Here is a 17,457-nt window from a genome sequence, read left to right as displayed (position 1 = left end):
CACACATAGGGCAGGTACTGCGGTCTCAATCGGTGCGATACCGCACCCAGTCGACGGCCATGGTCGCCGGGTACGGCGTCGAATTGTCGGTTGGCCCGGGCCAGTCGCCGGCAACGGCGACGTTGAACAGCAGAAAGAACGGCTTGTCGAACACCCAGTAGTCGTTTCCGCCGACGAGGTCGGCCGGGGTGACGGTGGCCAAGGTGGTGTCGTCGATGCCGGTGGTCACGCGGCCGGGTGAGCGTTCGACCCAGTAGGTGTGGAAGCCCTCCGACAGCGGCTCCGGTGGAATGCCGCCTGCGTCCACTTTCTGGCTGGTGAGCGAATTTGGCTGGGGCGCATGGATTCCGGTGTGGTACTGGTCTGCCTGGTTCAGGGTCTCCATGATGTCGATTTCGCCGGAGAGGGGCCAGCCGACGGAGTCCAGATCGGTACCGAGCATCCAGAACGCCGGGTGCAGTCCGGCTCCGGCAGGCATCTCGATCCGAGCCTCGACGCGGCCGTAGGTGAACTCGAACTTGTCCTTGGTGGTCACTCGGGCCGAGGTGTAGCCGTCACCGTTGCGCATGGCGTTGATGACCATGTGGCCCTGGCCGTCGAGGGAGGAATTCTCGGTCGAGTCGGTGTAGTCCTGCTTCTCGTTGTTTCCCCAACCGGTCCGACCGACGTCGTGGCTCCATCGGTCGTCCGCCAACGCGTCGCCCGCCGTTCCCGAGAAGTCGTCGTAGACGGTGTATCCGGGCTTGGCTGCGGCGGTGTTCGACGCCGACGTCGTGGAGGTGGCGTCGACGCCGCCCTCGGCCGTGGATCGACCATCGGCCTCGGATCCGTCCGAGCGATGCGCAATTCCGTACACGGTGCCGGTGACGACCAGTCCCAGCACGACGAGAAATGCCAGCACCGACGGCCAACGGCGGCGCGGACGCTCGACGAGCAAGCCGGAGCCGGGGAGCCGCGAGACCTCGACGGTCCCTGTGCCGGACTCCCCGCCCGATGCGGAGTGACGGCTCACGCGGACTCGTCGAGGGTTTTCGGCACTCGCGTCGCGTTGAACTGCGAGACCGAGAGGACCAGGACGCCCACCAGAAGGGAGTAGGTGGCGACGCGTTCCATGGAGCCGATTCCGAGTCCGAATTCGTGACCACCCATGTAGGCGAAGTACCCGGCCAGACCGACGGCACCCAGCGCAGTGACCACGATGCGGATCGTTCGTCGCAGGCTTCGGTGCCCACCGGCGACGACGAGGCCGAAGTTCCCGAAGATGAAGAACACGGTGGCACCGAACGAGTGAATCGGGTAGTTCACGCCCTGGTTGACGACGCCGGCCGTGATCGCACCCGCACCGGCAACGACGAAGAACGAGGCTGCCCTGCCATCGATCCGGCGAACGATGTACCACGATCCGCCCACGGCCGCGATCGCCACACCGAACAGCACCATCGAGGCGTTCAGCAGGACGTAGAGCTGGCTGCACGGCCAATCGCCGACAGGACCGCAGAAGGGGATTCCGAGTTCGCTGATGTAATTGTTCCGGTAGCTGTAGAGCCCACGCCACGTAGCCGAGACGATGTACTCGACGAGGACGAACTGCACCACCGACAGACCCGCCCACCGAGCGACATGGGCAACGAAGCGCGATCGTTTCGCTGCTGCGGTCGGCTCGGCCCGCGCCGTCGCGGCGTTCACTTCGGATTTCGCTTCGGTGGTCATGCGGTCTTCTCCTGAGGGGCGAGCAAGGCGAGGGGGTCGGCTGCCACGAGATCGAGTGCTGCCTGCACGGTGTGACTGTCGAAAACATTGTCGTGGAACGATGCCGAGACGAACACGACCGAATCGATGGTCTCCATCGTGATCATCACCGACTCCGGTCTACCGGGAGCCGCGATCACGAAGAACGCTCGGTCGGCAGGTTCGGCGATCCAGGAAACCGGCTCCAGCTGCCTGACTCTACCGACATCCGAGAACATGAGTTCGACGTTCGGCCGCACCGGAACGCGGTCGTCGAACACACCGGAAACAGCTCGATGCTCGCGCTTGTACTTGATCGTGCTGATCGTCGCGGACGCGATCGGACGGCCCTTGTCGATGGCACCGGACAACGCGTCGTTCACCTCACCGGGCGAGGCGGGATCGATGTCGGTGAAACCGATCCCGGCGGCGAAATTGCCGAGCACCGTGGTCGACGGCGGGAGGTAGCGGCGGCAGTCGAAGAGAAACCCGGCGGATCGAGCGACCGAAAACGACGTACGCACGAATGCCGTGGACACGGCCGCGCACATCACGGCACTGACACTCGCACCGGGCAGATGGGATTCTCGCCACCGACGAATCGCGGTGGTGGTGCCCGCCGGCGTCACGGCAACGGCGACCGCGGCGGACGGTGTCCAGGGCACAAATGCCGGCGATGCGGTGCCGGATACCTCGGTCGATTCTGCGGATTCCTGCTTCATGCCGGGACGAACGCGGCCGTAGATCGTGTCGAGAACCTTCCGCGGATTGCGAACAGCCCAGTGCAGCAGTGACTTTCGTAAAGGATGCCCCTCCACTTTACTGCCGGCCCAGGCCGGAAGCGAAGCGTTCGGGGTGGCGTCGGCCAAGTAGGCGAACAGGTCGACCGGCAACAGGGCGTCGCCGAGGCCGTGATTGAGATCCAGGAACAGGTACCGACCGGCCAGACGGATCCGAACGGGAACCTCGGCAGCGGACGCGTGCGAGAACTCGGTCAACTCCTCGGCCAACTGCTCGTGGTCGACGTGAGGGCCCTCGGTGATGTGCTCGACAACCCGATCCGGCTCGAAATCCCATGCCGCCGTTGACTGTTGGGCGCGCAGACCCAGTCGAGTTGCCGGACCGATGGACGCCAACGCGAGCACGCGGCTCTGCACACGTGCGAGATCGCCGAAATCCGCAGGCCCCAGCACGGTCACGATTCGTGAATCGGACCGAAGCATGTCCAACGAACTTGCTCGATAGATCTGGGTCATGGTGCCGTCCTGTGTTGAGCGTGCACCGGAATGCGACGCGGCGACGGTTCGTCGTGCTGCGGCGGCGCGTCCTGTGGCTCGCTGCGACGAGGTTCGCGACGTCCCGTTTCACCGTGACGGGGTCCACCGTGTCGGGGTTCTCGTCGACTCTCGCGAGGGGAGCCGCCGTCACGATCGTCGATCGGCCCGCGTGGACCGGGATGGTCGGATGATCCTGCATCGTTGCCGGACTGGCCGTTGCTGCCTGCCGACAGCTCACGGATCCACCGAATCAGCGGCACGATCAGCACGAGCGCGCCGAATGCCTCGGCAGCGAGGTAGGCCCAGCCCACGGCCGCGATGCCCATCGACGACGACAGTCCGATCGATCCACCGATGATGAGCGAGGTGGCCACGACCTGCACGATCACGGCCAATCGCATGCGTCGGCGGACACGAGCCAAACCGTCGTAGAGGGAACCGACCACCGACAACGGAATGGTGAGCGCGGCGAGCTGCACGATGATGGTGCCCTGGTCGCGGTAACCCTGGCCGATCAAGCCGAGGCCGAACGGTGCGATGAAGGCCAGGAAGATCGACCCTCCGACAGCAACGATGCACACGAGAGTCATGAACCGTTTGGTCAGGCGGTGGAACTGTTCGGGATGTGCGGCGACCTCGGCGACATACGGGCCGATCAGAACACTGATCAGAATGTAGAGGGCGCTCACGATCGACCAGGTGAGGGAGAAGTATGCGTTCTGCTCGGCTCCGAGGGTGGCGACGACGATCATCGGCACGAGCAGTGGAGCGAGCGAACCGAGAGCGGTGATGCCGTAGGCCGAGCCGAAGTACGCCCACATTTCGCGTCTGGGCGGCAGATCCGGCTTGCCGGCGTACCGCTGTTCGGTGCGCACGTTCTTCATGATGGCGCGCAGGACGAAGATCGATGCCACGATCGCGGGGACCGCCCACGCAGAGATGATCGAGGTACTGCGCTCGGTGGTGAAGAGCGCCAACAGCAGGATGAACTTCAGGACGGCGTGGAAGACGTTCTTGCCGGCAGCCCAGCGTGCAACACCGAGACCGGACGAGGTCTGATCTTGAAGTGCGAACACCGCGAGCACCGCGACGAAGAACGGGAACGTCACGATTTCGGCGGTGTTGGTGAACATCTCGTCCCTGGGAGCGACCAGGAGGAAGCCGCCGCCGAGCACGAATGCGAACGCCGTGACGGTGAGATAGCCGCGCACGATGAACGATTTCGCCAACCGGCCCGAGACCGGAAGGAATCGCTCGTACATCGAACCGAGGCTCAGGTTGGAGAGCGTCGAGAGCATCACCGCGGACGTGATGACGGCAGACGCGCTGCCGACCTCTGCCACGGGATAGAGGCGGCCGGCCGCAGCCCAGAACAGCAATCCGAGCGCCCCGGTGATGGCCGTCGAGAGCATCAGTGCCAGCGAATTGAGCGCGAGGTTACGGTCGGACGCCTTCGAACCCGGTCCCGATTCGGGTACCGACTTCACGTCGGCTGCGGCGAGGTGATCGGGGTTGGTATCCAACACGCGGACCGAAGTGTGACGTGGCACGGTCGAAACCGGCATCGTCGGACTGTTCATCAAACCCATGTCGAACCGCGCAGGTTCGACCGGATACCACCGAAGCTGTTCGAGCTGCTCGTGTTTGGGTGGCGCGATCCTGGGAGCGCGGTGCTTCACAGCCGGACCCGCCCCACTGCTACAGGCGGCGACGGCGCGGAGATCTCGATGTCGAACGCAGCGGACGTGGCCGCGATCAGCTCGGCTCTCACGTTCTCCCGTAGATCGCGGCCGTAGAGCGAATGATCACCGGACTCGAACGACGTGACAGTGGGGACGGATGCTCGACGCTGCAACCGGCGCATACCTTCCGGCCCCCGGTTGGTCTCGAACCAGGTGGCGTCGGAGGGAGAGAGCAGTACCTGCGTCCGCACGCCCCGATCGCTGAGAAGGCGCAACGAGATCTCGGGAACCTGAATCAGTCCGCGCCGTCCGAGCCAGATCCAGAGGGCATAGGGAATCCGCGGTTGCAATGCATTCTTGGTCGCGACACCCCAGTGGTGCAGTCGATCGAGTACGCGCGCCCGCAGTCCTGTCTCCTCGGTGTGCATCGAGGAGCGTTTGACGAACTCGAGTCGACGAGTGGTCCAGTCCAGCGTGTTGAGAAGTACTGCCGACCGCACTCCCATCTCTCGGGCAGCGAAGCTGGAATACCATGACCCCGAGCACATTCCGGACACCAGCACATTGTCGGGGGAGGTACCCGACTGCTGGACGGCGGTGAGGGCGTCCTCGTTTCCTTCGGAACTGTAGAGCCGAGTCACCTCCCCATCGGTGACGGCACCGGACTCGCCGGTGCCACGCCGATCGAAGCGCACCGTGGAGACTCCGAACCAGGGGAGAAGCCGGGCCAGTTCCACCCACATCCGCACCGGACCGACGCGGTGCTCGTTCGCGGTGGGGTAGAACACAACCGTCGGCCCACCGGGTAGGCATCGATCCGAACTGGAACGAATCGCGAAAAGGTCTTGCACGCCGAGGAATTCGATGCTCTCGGCGATTCCGTCGACCACTGATCGCGTTCGACGCAGCACCTCGACGTCGTAGGCGGGTCGGCTCGGGAACTTCGACGCCGTCCAGGTGGCGAGAGTGGCGATGTCGGCGGCCGGGATGATGACCTCGAAGTCGCTCGGCTCGAGAAAGTCGTCGTGACCGGACAACGTGTGCTCGTCGGCCGAGAGTGCGTCGACCAGTCGGCGTACCGGCTTGGAGTCACCTCGCTCGGCGCGGGTGGCGACCAGTACCGGTGCGTCGGTCGTCGTCTTGGCGGCGTCGAGTGCGGCGAAGTCTGCGACCGAATCGGGATGCAGCACAGCGCCGATGATCGACACACGGGGATCGGCGTCGGAATCGGTGGTGACGCTGACCGAATACAGTGCGCGCTGCTCGTGCAGATACGACCGTCCGCGGACGACCGGATCCCACAGTGTCAACGCGGTCAGTGGTCCACACTCGGCGGCGACCGAACAGGCCAGGAGCGCACCCATGCGTAGGCCGACCAGCCCGACCTCGCCCACACCGCAACTGCGCACATAGGCAACGGCCTCGACGACGCTGCGCTGCCAGTGCCCGACCGCGCCGGGCCCGTCCTGATCTCCCCACGAATCTCCGGTGCCGCGGTAGTCGAATCGCAACACCAGAAGTCCCTGCGCACAGAGCTTCTGCGCCAGCAGAGTCATGCCCCGGTACGAGTCCACCTGCTCCTTGCCGAGCGGCGGGCACAGGACGACGCCTCCGCGAGCCCGGCCGTCGGACGGCACGTGGACGGTACCGAACAGAGGTGAATCGGACGGGCCGAACCACGTCGGGTACTTGCCGCCCGGGCTACGCGAGGAGGACTCGGCGGGAACGGAGCCGATGCGCCGAGGAGCGGTGCGGGAACTGTTCACTTCAAATGGTCCTTCTGCGTACACGGGTGAAGCGGAATCGATCAGGGGCGCAGTGCAGCCGGCCACGCGGAGCGATCGAGCCCGTGGGTGCGGAGCATGGCCAGCGCGATGCGTTCCATACCGAACCCGACGCATGCACTGTGAGCCGGTTCGCCGTCGACGGTGGAGATGTCGAAGGTGTGGCCGAAGTGGTCGCGGTGGCAGTTGCACGAGACGACCGCGGTGCCGTCGTCCAGATCTCCGTAGAGCTTGACGACCAGTTCGGTCTTGAGGTTCTCGTTGCGCTGGTTTGCCGCGAGCATGCGTCCGGCGCGACCGAAGAACGGATCGTTGGCGATGACCGCCTCGGCTTCGAGTCCCAGATCTGCCAGCACCTGCAAGCCGCGCGGCACCCAGCGTTCGCGGTGCTCGATCGCCTCGTCGGGGGTGCCGACGCGGACGAACTCGTGCATCCGAAATGCTTGCATCCGAGCCGGATCGACCGCAGGCTCGTGCCGGAAGCAGAAGCCGTAGATGTCCATCAGGGCACCGTCGGCCGGCAGTGTTCCGGTGAGCATCGAGTACGACGGGTGGCAGGCCGCCGAGACCAACATGGTTCCGGCGGAATGCAGAAAGTGATCCCAGTCCTTGCCGTCGGATCTCTCCGCCAACAACGCTGCGTGCTCCTTGTTGTCCCCCTCGAACGTATTGATGGCACCGGTGAGATTGGGGAACGACGCGATGTAATCGGTGCGCTCGAAGGCCTCTCGGGGGAAGACCGGAGCGAAGCGGAATCGCTTGGCCCGATAGCCGTGCTCGGTGGCCCCGGCCGCGACGACGCGAGCATCGATGAATTCGATGATGTCCTCGAATTCGCCGCTGCGCCCGTACAATCCGGGAATCGAGCTGGGCACCAACAGGCCCGCGTCGATGAGTTCGGCGCGGAAAGCTGCTCGGGCGGAGTCGAGTTCGCTGAGTTCGGTCTCCGGTGCAGACTGTGTGGTTGTCATCATTTTCCCTTGTAGACGAGGGAGAGCTGCGAGTTGTGGCCGAGAATGCGCTCGTTGCTCACCATGATTGCGGACCCGTGCGCATCTCGGAGGTGCCGGCCGATGCTGAGCTCGCCGTCCTGTCGGTAGCCCGAGATGCCGCAGATCTGCAGGGCTTTGCCGACGATGTCGATGACGAGCGTCGACGCGGTGACCTTGACATTGTTGATCTTGAGCGCAAAACCGATGGCTCCGAGCTCGGCCGGACTGTCTGCGACGGCCTCGAACTTCGCAGCTGCGCCGAACACCGTGTCCACCAGCTGCTCGTGAACCACCATCAACTCCGCCAGACGCAGTGCGCTCGGCGGCGGTATTCCCGGTGTCTTGCGCGCGGCCTTCTGTACGGACTTGCGCGCCTTGGTCACGGCGGCGTCGGCTATGCCGAGCCAGGCCGATCCCCACAGCACGTGTGCCACCGGCAGCATGGTCTGCGCGGAGATGTCGCCGTAGTTGTCGCCCAGAATGTTCGACGTCGTCGTGCGCGCGGCCAGCATGAAGCCGGGACTGCAGGTGCCGCGGAATCCGAGGGTGTCCCAGGTGCCGGTCTTCTCGAGCGTCACATCGGGCTTCTCGCACACCACCAGGACCTGGTCGCTCGGCGGGCTGTCGACGCTGCGTCGCGCCGTCGCCAGCACGATCTGTGCGTACTCCCCGTACGAGATGACAGGCGCGTTCTTGCTCAGGGTGATCCGCTCACCGTCGTACTCCACCGCACAACTGCTCGAGCGGACGTCGCCGCCGATGTTGATCTCGGTAGTGGCAGAGGCCACCAGGATGCGATCGGTCACAATTCGTCGCTGCAGCTCTGCCATGGCGTCGGACTTGCCGTGGCGCACGATGCTGAGCACCTGCGACTGGTGCATGACGAAGATCATCGCCGTCGATGCGCACTCGGAGCCGAGGGCACGCGCGATGCGGGCGATGTCTGTCAGGGTTGCCCCGCCACCGCCGAACTCGCGCGGAATTCCGACACCGAGCAGCCCGGCGTCGCGCAGCGCATCCACCGATTCGGTGGGGAAACGGGCATCGCGATCGACTTCGTCGGCATAGGTCCGCAGAACGGCCAGCACGTCGGTCATCGACTGGTCGATCGAGCTCTCGTAGACGGTGGTCATGGCTTCAGTCCGTCAGCTGGGCGATGGCCGCGGCGATGGCGTTGATGCTGCCGAACGTCGACTTCTGCAGCATGGTGTCGGGGAATTCGACGTCGAACTCGTCCTCGAGGGCGATCATCACGTTGACGCTCGCGTGCGAGGTCAGGCCGCTGTCGTACAGATCGGCGGCTTCGTCGATGCCCTCCACGGGGACCGGCAGCTTTCCGAATTTCTCCAGAACAGTTCGCACCCGAACCACGTCCTGAGCATTGAGCGTCTGCATCGAAAACCTCCACCGATCGCGTTAACCACGAGACCGGACGGCCTCGTAGTCGTCTCCAGGTCCGCTGGCTGCGCGCCTTTTCGACCCAAAGTCTCCCCAGACCCTCCCAAACAATATCCTAGATTGTTTAGTAGCGTTAGTTCGATGCCCGCATCGGTCCTCTGGACCGCCGTACACTTCGAGTGGAGCGGGGGCTCGTGAGGGCGCCGGATCGGGCGCCGAATCGCAATGTGCAAAGGACTGTCTGGTCGATGAGTGGAGTCTGCGGGGTGTCCGTCGGTACCGGTGCCGTGCGCATCGCGTACATCGCGGACGGGCGCCGCGTCGAAGACTCCATCGACGCAGCGGGCGCACACGACCTGCTGCCCGGCAAGCTGGTCGACCACGGCCCGTTCGAGGACATCGTGCTCGCCGGGTGGGACACCGCAGCCGTCACGGCCCTTCTCGACACTCTGGGCGACCGAACGGTCCCCAAGGCCCGCATGGTCGAGGAATCTCAGGCCCTGATGGCCTATGCGCGCACGGTTCCGGAACTGGCCGACAAGGACTACGTGCTGGTGGTCGACCTGGGCAAGAAGGGGCTGTCGGCCACCGCGCTCGACGTCGCAGGCGACTACATCGAGTGGACCGCACGCACCGTCGACATCAGCGGCGATCGCTTCGACGAGGTGGTCCGCGGCATCGTGATGGCCAAGGGCATCCTGCCTGCACCGGTCGGCCCGGAGGGCGACGAGGAATATCAAGCCTTCTTCCGTGAACTCAAGGAACTCGTCAGCTCGTCGGCGGGTGTCCGGGCACCGAACCGCGGCCCGATGTTGCTCAGCCGCAAGGAATTCGAGCGCGAGATCACCCCACTCGTGTCCGACGCCCTGGACTGGGCGTCCAAGCAGGCTCCCGACGCGGTACTGCTCATCGGCGGCGGCGCAGCCATTCCCGCGGTGCGCACCATCATCGAAGACAAATGGAATGTCCCGGTCCATGTGCCCGACGCGCCGGCAATGGCCATCGCCAAGGGCGCAGCGCTCGACGAGAGACCGGTTCTCGGAGCGGCCGTCGACACCGATGTTCCGGATGCCGGTGTTCTCGAGGCAGGTGTTCTCGATGCGGATGTTCTGGACGCGGATGTGGGAATCATCACCGTGCCGGACGATGCGTCGGAGCTTCTCGATGCGCCCGGGACCACGGATTTCGGCGCGGTCGACGAGTGGATGGTCGACGGCCTGACCGTCGATCAGCTCGCCACCGAAGAACTGGCGATCACCTCGACCGTCTTCGACGCTGCCGCAGCCGACACTTCGGTGATCGGGCCCGCGGTTGTAGAGCCTGCGGTCGAACAGCCTGAGGTTCTCGAACCCGATGTCGTCACCCAGCCGGCGCGGCGCACGACGAGATGGTCGGTGCGCGACGCATCCGTGCTGGCGGCGGTGGCCCTGGTGATCGTCGCGGTGGCAGGTCTGGTGTTCACCCGAGGAAACACTCCGGCACCCACTCCGCTCATCGACGAGCAGATTCCGGTCGATGCCGGCTTCGCTGCCGCGCTCGCCGACGCGGCCGGACCGGCCGAAGATGCAGCTCCCGGGCCGGCCGAGCTTCCCGTCCAGGGACCGGTTCGCCTGTCGGATGCAGATCTGTACGAGCGAGCTTTCACCTACGACGGCGAGCTCTACCGACCTGATATCGGTTCGGAACTGCCGGAATAGACCGCGGGGCGGGAACGGGTGGCTGGAACGGGGAGCGAGACCTGTCCTGTCGTGGCTGCTCTGGGGCGCGCACCCCGTAGTTTCGGTCGAGGCGGTAGCCTGGCGCTCTGGACGAGGTGTACCGCGTCCGCCGTAACTGCCGAACGAAGTGAGGCCGACAACTGTGACTGTGCTGCTTGGGGTGTCCATGGGGACCCGGGCTGTGCGCACGGCGCAGCCCCGAGCCGAGCAGTTCCAGGCTCCCGTCGCCGACGCTTCCGGCCTGGTCACCGACATCGAGCGGCCACTGTTCTTCCGTAACGAACTGATCGACAGCGTGGGCGGCGACCTCCCGCATCTGGCTGCCGAGTCGATCGGTGCGGCCGTCGAAACCGAGCCCGAACTCGCCACCGGTGTCGCCTACCGCGACCCTCGGCAGGCCGATGCGCTGCATGCCGCGCTCGCCGGTGCGCACCTGCACAACTACCACCTGGTGCACGAGGTGGAAGCCGTCATCGAGTACCTCGCGGCAACCGGCGAGGCCCGTGACCACAGATCGGTCGCGTTGTTCGATCTCGGCAGTTCCGGACTGACGGTCAGCGTCGTCGACCTGGTGCAGCGCACCGTCACCGCCTCGCAGCGATCGGGTGAGTACAGCGGCGATCTGCTCGACGCCTACGTACGCAACAACCAGCTCCAGCGTCTCGGCAAGAAGACGACGGACCCCGACATCGCACTGTTCGAGAAGCGCTGCCGAATCGCCAAGGAACGCCTGTCCACCCAGGATGCGGTGTGCCTGCCCGATGCGAGCGGAATGATTCTGCTCTCGCGCGAGAATTTCGAGCTGTTGATCACCGACCTGCTCGACGAAGCCATCGAATTTGCGCGCGGAGTGTTGATCGGCGCGAACGTGCCCATCGACGCCGTCGTGCTGATCGGTGGAGGCGCACGCATGCCGATCGTGCAGAATCGCGTCGGGCCGCTGCTGGAACTGCCGTCGATCGTGCCTCCCGAGCCCGAGACCGTCGCAGCGCGTGGAGCGGCTCTGGCCGCGCGACCTCACTCGCGCACTCGAACCGATCCGCGACGGAGCCTCGACGCGAACCGGCAGGTGGTACCGCAACCCTCGGATGGGGTCGACCCCGCGACTCGAGTCGACTCGGCCCTCACATCTGCGCCGGTTCCACAGCACCGACCGGCACCGCCGCGTCCGCCGCAGTCTCGGGTGGCGCGGCCTCGGCCCCCGCAACCTACTCCGCCGCCGGCGGCGCCGGTCCGACCGATTCCGGCTCGCACCGAATCGATGCACGCCGCACCGCCGGTGCCTGCTCCGGCTCCGATCGCAACCCGTCCGGTGCCCGCGCGTCCCTGGGTCGCGTCGGCTCCGGACGACACCACGATCGCCGACGCGGTGGACCCCACGAGTACGGTCGGCGGGTTCGAATCCTCGAGATTCACCGATTCCCTTGTCGATTCTCCCAATTCTCTTGCTGTCGAGCCGGAGTCGTCTCCGGCTGTAGCGGATGATGTTCTCGACGACCACGTGCAGGGGGCGCGGGTCGACGGGGAGGTCGTTGCGTTGAGCACGAATGCCGGGGAGGGCACCGTCGAGGACGCGGTCGAGGACTCGGTCGATGACTCGGAGGTGGCCGAAACTGCTGTAGCGCACAGTGTTACGCAGGCACCCGAGAAGCGGGTCGACACCGAGGCGACGGTCGACGACGACGGTAAGCCGGTTCCGTTCCAGCTGAAGAACATCTACTGGCTCGATGCCGACTACGACGACGACGACGGTGAGGACGATCGAACCCGTGCTCGGCGCAGGCTTCGCACCGGGGGTGTGCTCGCGCTCGGCCTCGCCGCAGTGGTAGGCGTATCCGGGTTCATGCTCACCCATCAGAACACGCCGCAGGTGGTCGACACCTCGGTGAGCCGCACTCAAACTCAGGCTCCGGCCGTCACGACGGTTGCGCCCACGTCGGAGACACCTGCTCCGGTGTTGCCGCCCCCCGCGCCGGAAACCACCGTCGAACCGACCACCGAGCCGACGGAGACCGAGGTCTACCAGGAGCCGTGGACGCCGGAACCGACGACGACCACCACGGCCGAGCCCGCACCGCCGCCGCCGGTCGAGTCCGTCCCCCCGACGACGCAACAGCCGCCGCCGCTGATTCCGGGCTTCCCGGACTTCACGCTGCCCGGCTTCCCGCCGATCGCTCCGGCTGCTCCCTGACCCGACTCACCTCTCTCCGTGAGTGTTTCGCGGTCTGATGTGTTCGAAGATCAGGATCGTCTCGGTTGCGGCGACGGCAGGGTCGGCGCTGAGATTCTCGACGACGAAATCGCGGAGCGTGGCGGTGTCGACGGTTGCCACGTGCACGAGGAAGTCGTCGGCACCGGCAATGAAGTAGATGTTCAGCGTCTCTTTTCGGGAGGCGATCTTCGATCCGAATTCGCTGATCCGCCGTCGAGCATCTGCTTGGAGCCGGACCGAAATCATGGCCTGGATGCCTTGGCCGAGGGCCTCGGGATCGATGTCGGCGTGAAATCCGCGGATGACACCGCGTTCGACGAGCGCACGAACCCGGGCCAGTGCGGTGGACGGAGCAACACCGGCGGCGGCAGCGAGTGCGTTGTTGGGTGTACGGGCGTCGCGGCGCAGCTCGTCGAGCAGGATGTGATCGATCCGGTCCAACGGGATGGGCCGAACATCGTTCGGCTGGGACCCCGTGCCGCCCGTCTCGAACGAACTATTGCTCACCATTCCAGGAGCTTACAGAATTATGTTCACTTCCGTTGCGGGTATTCCGTAGATAATTCATAGTTGGCCTACACGGATGGAGCCACTGCTTCACGTCACCCACCACCGAGGAGGCCGCCATGAAGATCGGAATTCCACGCGAGATCAAGAACCACGAATACCGGGTGGCCATCACCCCGGCAGGCGTGCACGAACTGGTCTCGCGAGGACACGAAGTGATCATCGAAACCGAGGCAGGAGCCGGATCGTCGTTCACCGACACCGACTACAAGGCCGCCGGTGCACAGATCCTCACCGATGCCGCCGAGGTCTGGGAAACAGCCGAGCTGCTGCTGAAGGTCAAAGAACCTATCGCCGAAGAGTATTCACGCCTGCGCAAGGGACAGGTGCTGTTCACCTACCTGCATCTCGCGGCGTCGAAGGCCTGCACCGATGCGCTGCTCGATTCGGGTACCACGGCCATCGCCTACGAAACGGTCACTGCCGCAGACGGTTCGCTGCCGCTGCTCGCGCCGATGAGTGAAGTTGCCGGACGCCTCGCGCCGCAGGCCGGTGCCTACCACCTGATGTCCAGCGAAGGAGGACGTGGAGTTCTCATGGGCGGAGTGCCCGGAGTACGTCCCGCCAATGTCGTCGCCATCGGAGCCGGTGTGTCCGGAAAGAATGCCACCGCAATCGCTTTCGGAATGCACGCCGACGTCACCGTTCTCGATCTCGATGTGAAGGCTCTGCGTGCCATCGACGATCAGTACCGCGGCGCCGTCAAGACTCTGGTGTCGAATGCGTACGAACTCGAACAAGCCGTTCTCGCCGCGGATCTCGTCATCGGTGCAGTGCTGGTGCCCGGAGCCAAAGCTCCGAAGTTGGTATCCAACAGCCTGGTTCAGCGTATGAAGCCGGGTTCGGTTCTGGTCGACATCGCCATCGATCAGGGCGGCTGCTTCGAGGATTCGCACGCCACCACCCACGCCGATCCCACGTACAAGGTGCACGAGTCGGTGTTCTACTGCGTCGCCAACATGCCCGGAGCCGTTCCGCGCACGTCCACCTACGCGCTCACCAATGCCACCCTGCCGTACGTCGTCGCACTCGCCGACAAGGGTTGGGAAGCTGCCTGCGAGGCAGACGCAGGTCTGAAGGCAGGACTGAGCACGCACAACGGTGCACTGTTGTCGGAGACCGTCGCAGCTGCATTCGCCTGAGGAGCGGCTCCGCCGCACGTGAGCGGAAACTCGTAGTCCACTACGAACTTTCGTGCACGTGCGGCGAAGCCGCTCTACGCGCTGTGGCGACCCGAGCCCCGCGATCGAGCGGGCTTGGGCGTCCGAGACGACGACGCGCCTTTCTTGGACGAGTTGATCGGCCGGGCCAGGAGCACGGCGATCGCGGTGGTGAGGGGCACCGACAACGCGAGGGCTACACCGCCCACGGAGGATCTGACTATTTCGATCGACACGGCGTCGCCGGTCAACACGTCCTGGATCGACCGATCGGCGACGCTGAAGAGCAACAGCAGCGGCAGCGCGCCACCGGCATAGGCGAGGACGAGGGTGTAGACGGTACTGGCGATGTGATCGCGCCCCACCCGCATCGCGGCGGTGAAGATCTCGCGCCGCGACGCGGTCTCGTCGACCGATGCCAGCTCGAAGGCCGCCGAGGCCTGAGTGATCGTCACGTCGTTGAGCACACCGAGCGAGCCGATGATGAAGCCGGCCAACAGCAGCCCCGTGACACTGACGGTGCCGATGTACGTCTGCACTGCGGTGTTCTGTTCCTCCGACAACCCGGTCAGGTGCGTCATCCGAATCGCGACGTACGACAGGACTGCGGCCAGGCCCATCGAGGTCAGTGTGCCCAGTAGCGCCGAGCTGGTGCGCAGATTCACCCCGTGCGCCAGATACAGCACGGCGTAGAGGATCACCGCACCGGCGACAAGAGCGACGGGAATGGCGGGTGCGCCGTCGAGCAGAGCCGGCAGCATGAACACCACCAGCACGGCGAACGCGATGAGTAGGCCGACCAGCGCGCGGAATCCCCGCCATCGGGCAACGACGCAGATGACCACGGCGAACCCGCCGACGATCAACCCGAGCGGAAGCCCGCGGGAATAGTCGTTGAAGGAGTACCGGATTCCACCGGAAGGATCTGACTGCAGAACCAGTCGGATGTCCTCACCGGCGCTCAGCGTCGGTTGGCCGGGACCCGGCGCGATCTCGAGCACCGTCCGCTTGCCCGCGTCCTGGCCCGACGTGATGTCGACGATGCTGCGCTGACATTCGTACGAGTCGTTGACCGCAGGCGTCGGGTTGCCCGTGAACGCTCTGCCTGCGTCGGGACTCCCGCAGGGCCCGATGCTCTGCGACGTGATGGTGCCCGCCTCGGTGGACACCGCACCTCCGCCCGAGGTCTGGAACGGCAGTGGGATATCGATGTTCTGTTTGCTGGGCCACAGCGCGAATGCACCGGCGATGACGGCTATGCCGATCACGACGAGCAGCCCGACGACGACCTTGGCGGCTACCGGGCCGAGCGGCACCGGACTGTCGCTGTGTCCGTGCCCGTGGCCCACATGGGAGTCGAGGCCCGGCTTGGTGCCGTCGGGATGATTGCCGTGTGGTTCCACGGTGCAAGGCTAGTACGGGGCCATCTCGGTGGCCGATGCGAGGAGCTAGGTGGCGGGGAGCAGGGGGGGCGTCCCCCGCCACCACCTGACCGCCCCGGGGGGGAGGGGACGACCAGGGCTCGCGGGCACCGAAGTGCCGTCCGCCAATCTACAGATCATTCGGCCTCAGGGCGCGCTCCCACCCAAGTTTCTTGCGTCACTTTCAACTACTTGCGCGTAACTTTCGACGTCACTGCTTGTAGGAAGCGAGAAAGTTGCCGAACCTTTCGATGGCCACGGCCAGATCCCGCGCCCAGGGCAGAGTCACGATGCGCACGTGATCGTGGCCGGGCCAGTTGAAGCCGGTGCCCTGAACCACGAGGATTTTCTCCTGTAGCAACAGATCCTGTACCAGCTTTTCGTCGTCGTAGATTTCGTGCACTTCGGGATCGAGTCGCGGAAACGCGTACAGCGCTCCCCGCGGCTTGACGCACGAGACGCCATGAATCGCGTTGAGTTTCTCCCATGCGACGTCGCGCTGCTCGAGCAGGCGTCCGCCGGGCAGGATCAGATCCTCGATGCTCTGGTAACCACCGAGTGCGACCTGAATGGCGTGCTGCGCAGGCACATTGGGGCACAGCCGCGTCGACGCGAGAAGGTCGATTCCCTCGATGAACCCCGCTGCGTGCTTCTTCGGCCCGGTGATCGCAAGCCACCCCGCGCGGTAACCGGCCACGCGATACGCCTTGGACAGACCGTTGTAGGTCAGGCACAGCAGATCGGGAGCCAGGCTCGCCAGCGAGGTGTGCTGTGCGTCGTCGTAGAGAATCCGGTCGTAGATCTCGTCCGCGAGCAATAGCAGCTGGTGCTTGCGCGCCAGATCGACGATGCCCTGCAGAACTTCCTTCGAGTACACCGCGCCGGTCGGATTGTTGGGGTTGATCACCAGCAGTGCGACGGTCTTGGGAGTGATCTTCGACTCGATGTCGGCCAGATCGGGATTCCACCCGTTCTCCTCGTCGCACATGTAGTGCACGGCCTTGCCACCGGACAGCGTCGTCATCGCCGTCCACAGCGGGTAGTCCGGGGCCGGGATCAGCACCTCGTCGCCGTCGTCGAGCAACGCCTGCATCGTCATCGTGATGAGCTCGGACACCCCGTTACCGAGATAGATGTCGTCGACGTCGAGCTCGGGGAAGCCCGGTTCGAGCTCGTAGCGGGTGACGATGGCGCGTCGCGCAGACAGAATGCCCTTCGACTCCGAGTAGCCCTGGGCGACGGGCAGTGCGGCGATCATGTCTCGCACGATCACATCGGGGGCTTCGAAGCCGAACGGAGCCGGATTACCGATATTCAGCTTGAGGATGCGGTGCCCCTCGGCTTCGAGTCGGGCGGCATGGGCGTGTACCGGTCCACGGATCTCGTACAGCACGTTCTGCAGCTTGGTCGACTGCTGCAACGTGCGGTAACGCGGCTGGGAGTTGATCTGTGGAGTGGTCACCCGTCATATCGTGCCAGGCGAGCGGTGTCGGTTTCCACAAGGTTGTTTTTCGCGAG

General features: G+C 65.1%; 14 protein-coding genes. 3 read left to right on the top strand and 11 right to left on the bottom strand.

Going from position 1 to position 17,457, the window contains the following annotated elements; all coding sequences use genetic code 11:
* Nucleotides 1-25: 25 nt before the first annotated feature.
* The 8 genes from BH93_RS23450 to BH93_RS23415 form a co-directional block, all read right to left on the bottom strand.
* Entirely contained in the window at nt 26-1,012 is a 987-nt protein-coding gene (locus BH93_RS23450) for a glycoside hydrolase family 16 protein (RefSeq protein WP_052064975.1), read from the bottom strand.
* On the bottom strand, nt 1,009-1,710 hold the full coding sequence (locus BH93_RS23445; protein WP_080738976.1) for a DUF998 domain-containing protein: 702 nt from the start codon (nt 1,708-1,710) through the stop codon (nt 1,009-1,011). Before BH93_RS23445 ends, BH93_RS23450 begins: the two co-directional genes overlap by 4 nt.
* On the bottom strand, nt 1,707-2,984 hold the full coding sequence (locus BH93_RS23440; RefSeq protein ID WP_155290906.1) for a hypothetical protein: 1,278 nt from the start codon (nt 2,982-2,984) through the stop codon (nt 1,707-1,709). Before BH93_RS23440 ends, BH93_RS23445 begins: the two co-directional genes overlap by 4 nt.
* Nucleotides 2,981-4,570, bottom strand: a complete 1,590-nt coding sequence (locus tag BH93_RS23435; protein ID WP_242459045.1) for a lipopolysaccharide biosynthesis protein — start codon at nt 4,568-4,570, stop codon at nt 2,981-2,983. Before BH93_RS23435 ends, BH93_RS23440 begins: the two co-directional genes overlap by 4 nt.
* 110 nt (nt 4,571-4,680) lie before the next feature.
* A complete protein-coding gene (locus BH93_RS23430; protein WP_242459044.1) occupies nt 4,681-6,453 on the bottom strand; it encodes a hypothetical protein in 1,773 nt (590 codons plus the stop codon).
* Nucleotides 6,454-6,494: 41 nt separating this feature from the next.
* Complete coding sequence (locus tag BH93_RS23425) at nt 6,495-7,442, bottom strand: amino acid--[acyl-carrier-protein] ligase (protein ID WP_037172863.1); 948 nt, start codon at nt 7,440-7,442, stop codon at nt 6,495-6,497.
* Nucleotides 7,442-8,596: an acyl-CoA dehydrogenase family protein gene (locus tag BH93_RS23420; RefSeq protein ID WP_037172862.1), complete on the bottom strand. Its 1,155-nt coding sequence runs from the start codon at nt 8,594-8,596 to the stop codon at nt 7,442-7,444. Before BH93_RS23420 ends, BH93_RS23425 begins: the two co-directional genes overlap by 1 nt.
* 4 nt (nt 8,597-8,600) lie before the next feature.
* Nucleotides 8,601-8,858: an acyl carrier protein gene (locus BH93_RS23415; RefSeq protein WP_032376192.1), complete on the bottom strand. Its 258-nt coding sequence runs from the start codon at nt 8,856-8,858 to the stop codon at nt 8,601-8,603.
* Nucleotides 8,859-9,109: 251 nt separating this feature from the next.
* On the opposite strand from BH93_RS23415, the gene BH93_RS23410 reads away from it, so the two are divergent.
* Both BH93_RS23410 and BH93_RS27830 read left to right on the top strand, forming a co-directional pair.
* Entirely contained in the window at nt 9,110-10,558 is a 1,449-nt protein-coding gene (locus tag BH93_RS23410; protein ID WP_155290905.1) for a hypothetical protein, read from the top strand.
* Between the two features lie 163 nt (nt 10,559-10,721).
* On the top strand, nt 10,722-12,770 hold the full coding sequence (locus BH93_RS27830) for an Hsp70 family protein (RefSeq protein WP_197914472.1): 2,049 nt from the start codon (nt 10,722-10,724) through the stop codon (nt 12,768-12,770).
* A 6-nt stretch (nt 12,771-12,776) separates the two neighbouring features.
* On the opposite strand, the gene BH93_RS23400 is transcribed toward BH93_RS27830, so the two are convergent.
* Nucleotides 12,777-13,301, bottom strand: a complete 525-nt coding sequence (locus BH93_RS23400) for an Lrp/AsnC family transcriptional regulator (protein ID WP_037172859.1) — start codon at nt 13,299-13,301, stop codon at nt 12,777-12,779.
* Nucleotides 13,302-13,417: 116 nt separating this feature from the next.
* On the opposite strand from BH93_RS23400, the gene ald reads away from it, so the two are divergent.
* Nucleotides 13,418-14,500: an alanine dehydrogenase gene (gene ald / locus BH93_RS23395; protein WP_037172858.1), complete on the top strand. Its 1,083-nt coding sequence runs from the start codon at nt 13,418-13,420 to the stop codon at nt 14,498-14,500.
* Between the two features lie 74 nt (nt 14,501-14,574).
* Here the strand turns inward: ald and BH93_RS23390 are convergent, their stop codons facing one another.
* Nucleotides 14,575-15,921: a YibE/F family protein gene (locus BH93_RS23390; protein WP_052064972.1), complete on the bottom strand. Its 1,347-nt coding sequence runs from the start codon at nt 15,919-15,921 to the stop codon at nt 14,575-14,577.
* Between the two features lie 229 nt (nt 15,922-16,150).
* Nucleotides 16,151-17,401 (bottom strand): pyridoxal phosphate-dependent aminotransferase, encoded by a 1,251-nt coding sequence (locus tag BH93_RS23385; RefSeq protein WP_032376196.1) that lies wholly within the window; start codon nt 17,399-17,401, stop codon nt 16,151-16,153.
* Nucleotides 17,402-17,457 lie beyond the last annotated feature (56 nt).

It is taken from the genome of Rhodococcoides fascians A25f (genome assembly GCF_000760935.2).
GTDB lineage: Bacteria > Actinomycetota > Actinomycetes > Mycobacteriales > Mycobacteriaceae > Rhodococcoides.
Note: the sequence above shows the minus strand (reverse complement) of the source record. Positions and strands in the feature narration are given on the sequence as shown.

What these genes read in the sequence shown, in the direction of transcription:
- BH93_RS23445 (WP_080738976.1), bottom strand. Translation starts at nt 1,710, where the DNA reads ATGACCACCGAAGCGAAATCCGAAGTGAACGCCGCGACGGCGCGGGCC.
- BH93_RS23440 (WP_155290906.1), bottom strand. Translation starts at nt 2,984, where the DNA reads ATGACCCAGATCTATCGAGCAAGTTCGTTGGACATGCTTCGGTCCGAT.
- BH93_RS23435 (WP_242459045.1), bottom strand. Translation starts at nt 4,570, where the DNA reads ATGCCGGTTTCGACCGTGCCACGTCACACTTCGGTCCGCGTGTTGGAT.
- BH93_RS23425 (WP_037172863.1), bottom strand. Translation starts at nt 7,442, where the DNA reads ATGACAACCACACAGTCTGCACCGGAGACCGAACTCAGCGAACTCGAC.
- BH93_RS23420 (WP_037172862.1), bottom strand. Translation starts at nt 8,596, where the DNA reads ATGACCACCGTCTACGAGAGCTCGATCGACCAGTCGATGACCGACGTG.
- BH93_RS23415 (WP_032376192.1), bottom strand. Translation starts at nt 8,858, where the DNA reads ATGCAGACGCTCAATGCTCAGGACGTGGTTCGGGTGCGAACTGTTCTG.
- BH93_RS23410 (WP_155290905.1), top strand. Translation starts at nt 9,110, where the DNA reads ATGAGTGGAGTCTGCGGGGTGTCCGTCGGTACCGGTGCCGTGCGCATC.
- BH93_RS23400 (WP_037172859.1), bottom strand. Translation starts at nt 13,301, where the DNA reads ATGGTGAGCAATAGTTCGTTCGAGACGGGCGGCACGGGGTCCCAGCCG.
- ald (WP_037172858.1), top strand. Translation starts at nt 13,418, where the DNA reads ATGAAGATCGGAATTCCACGCGAGATCAAGAACCACGAATACCGGGTG.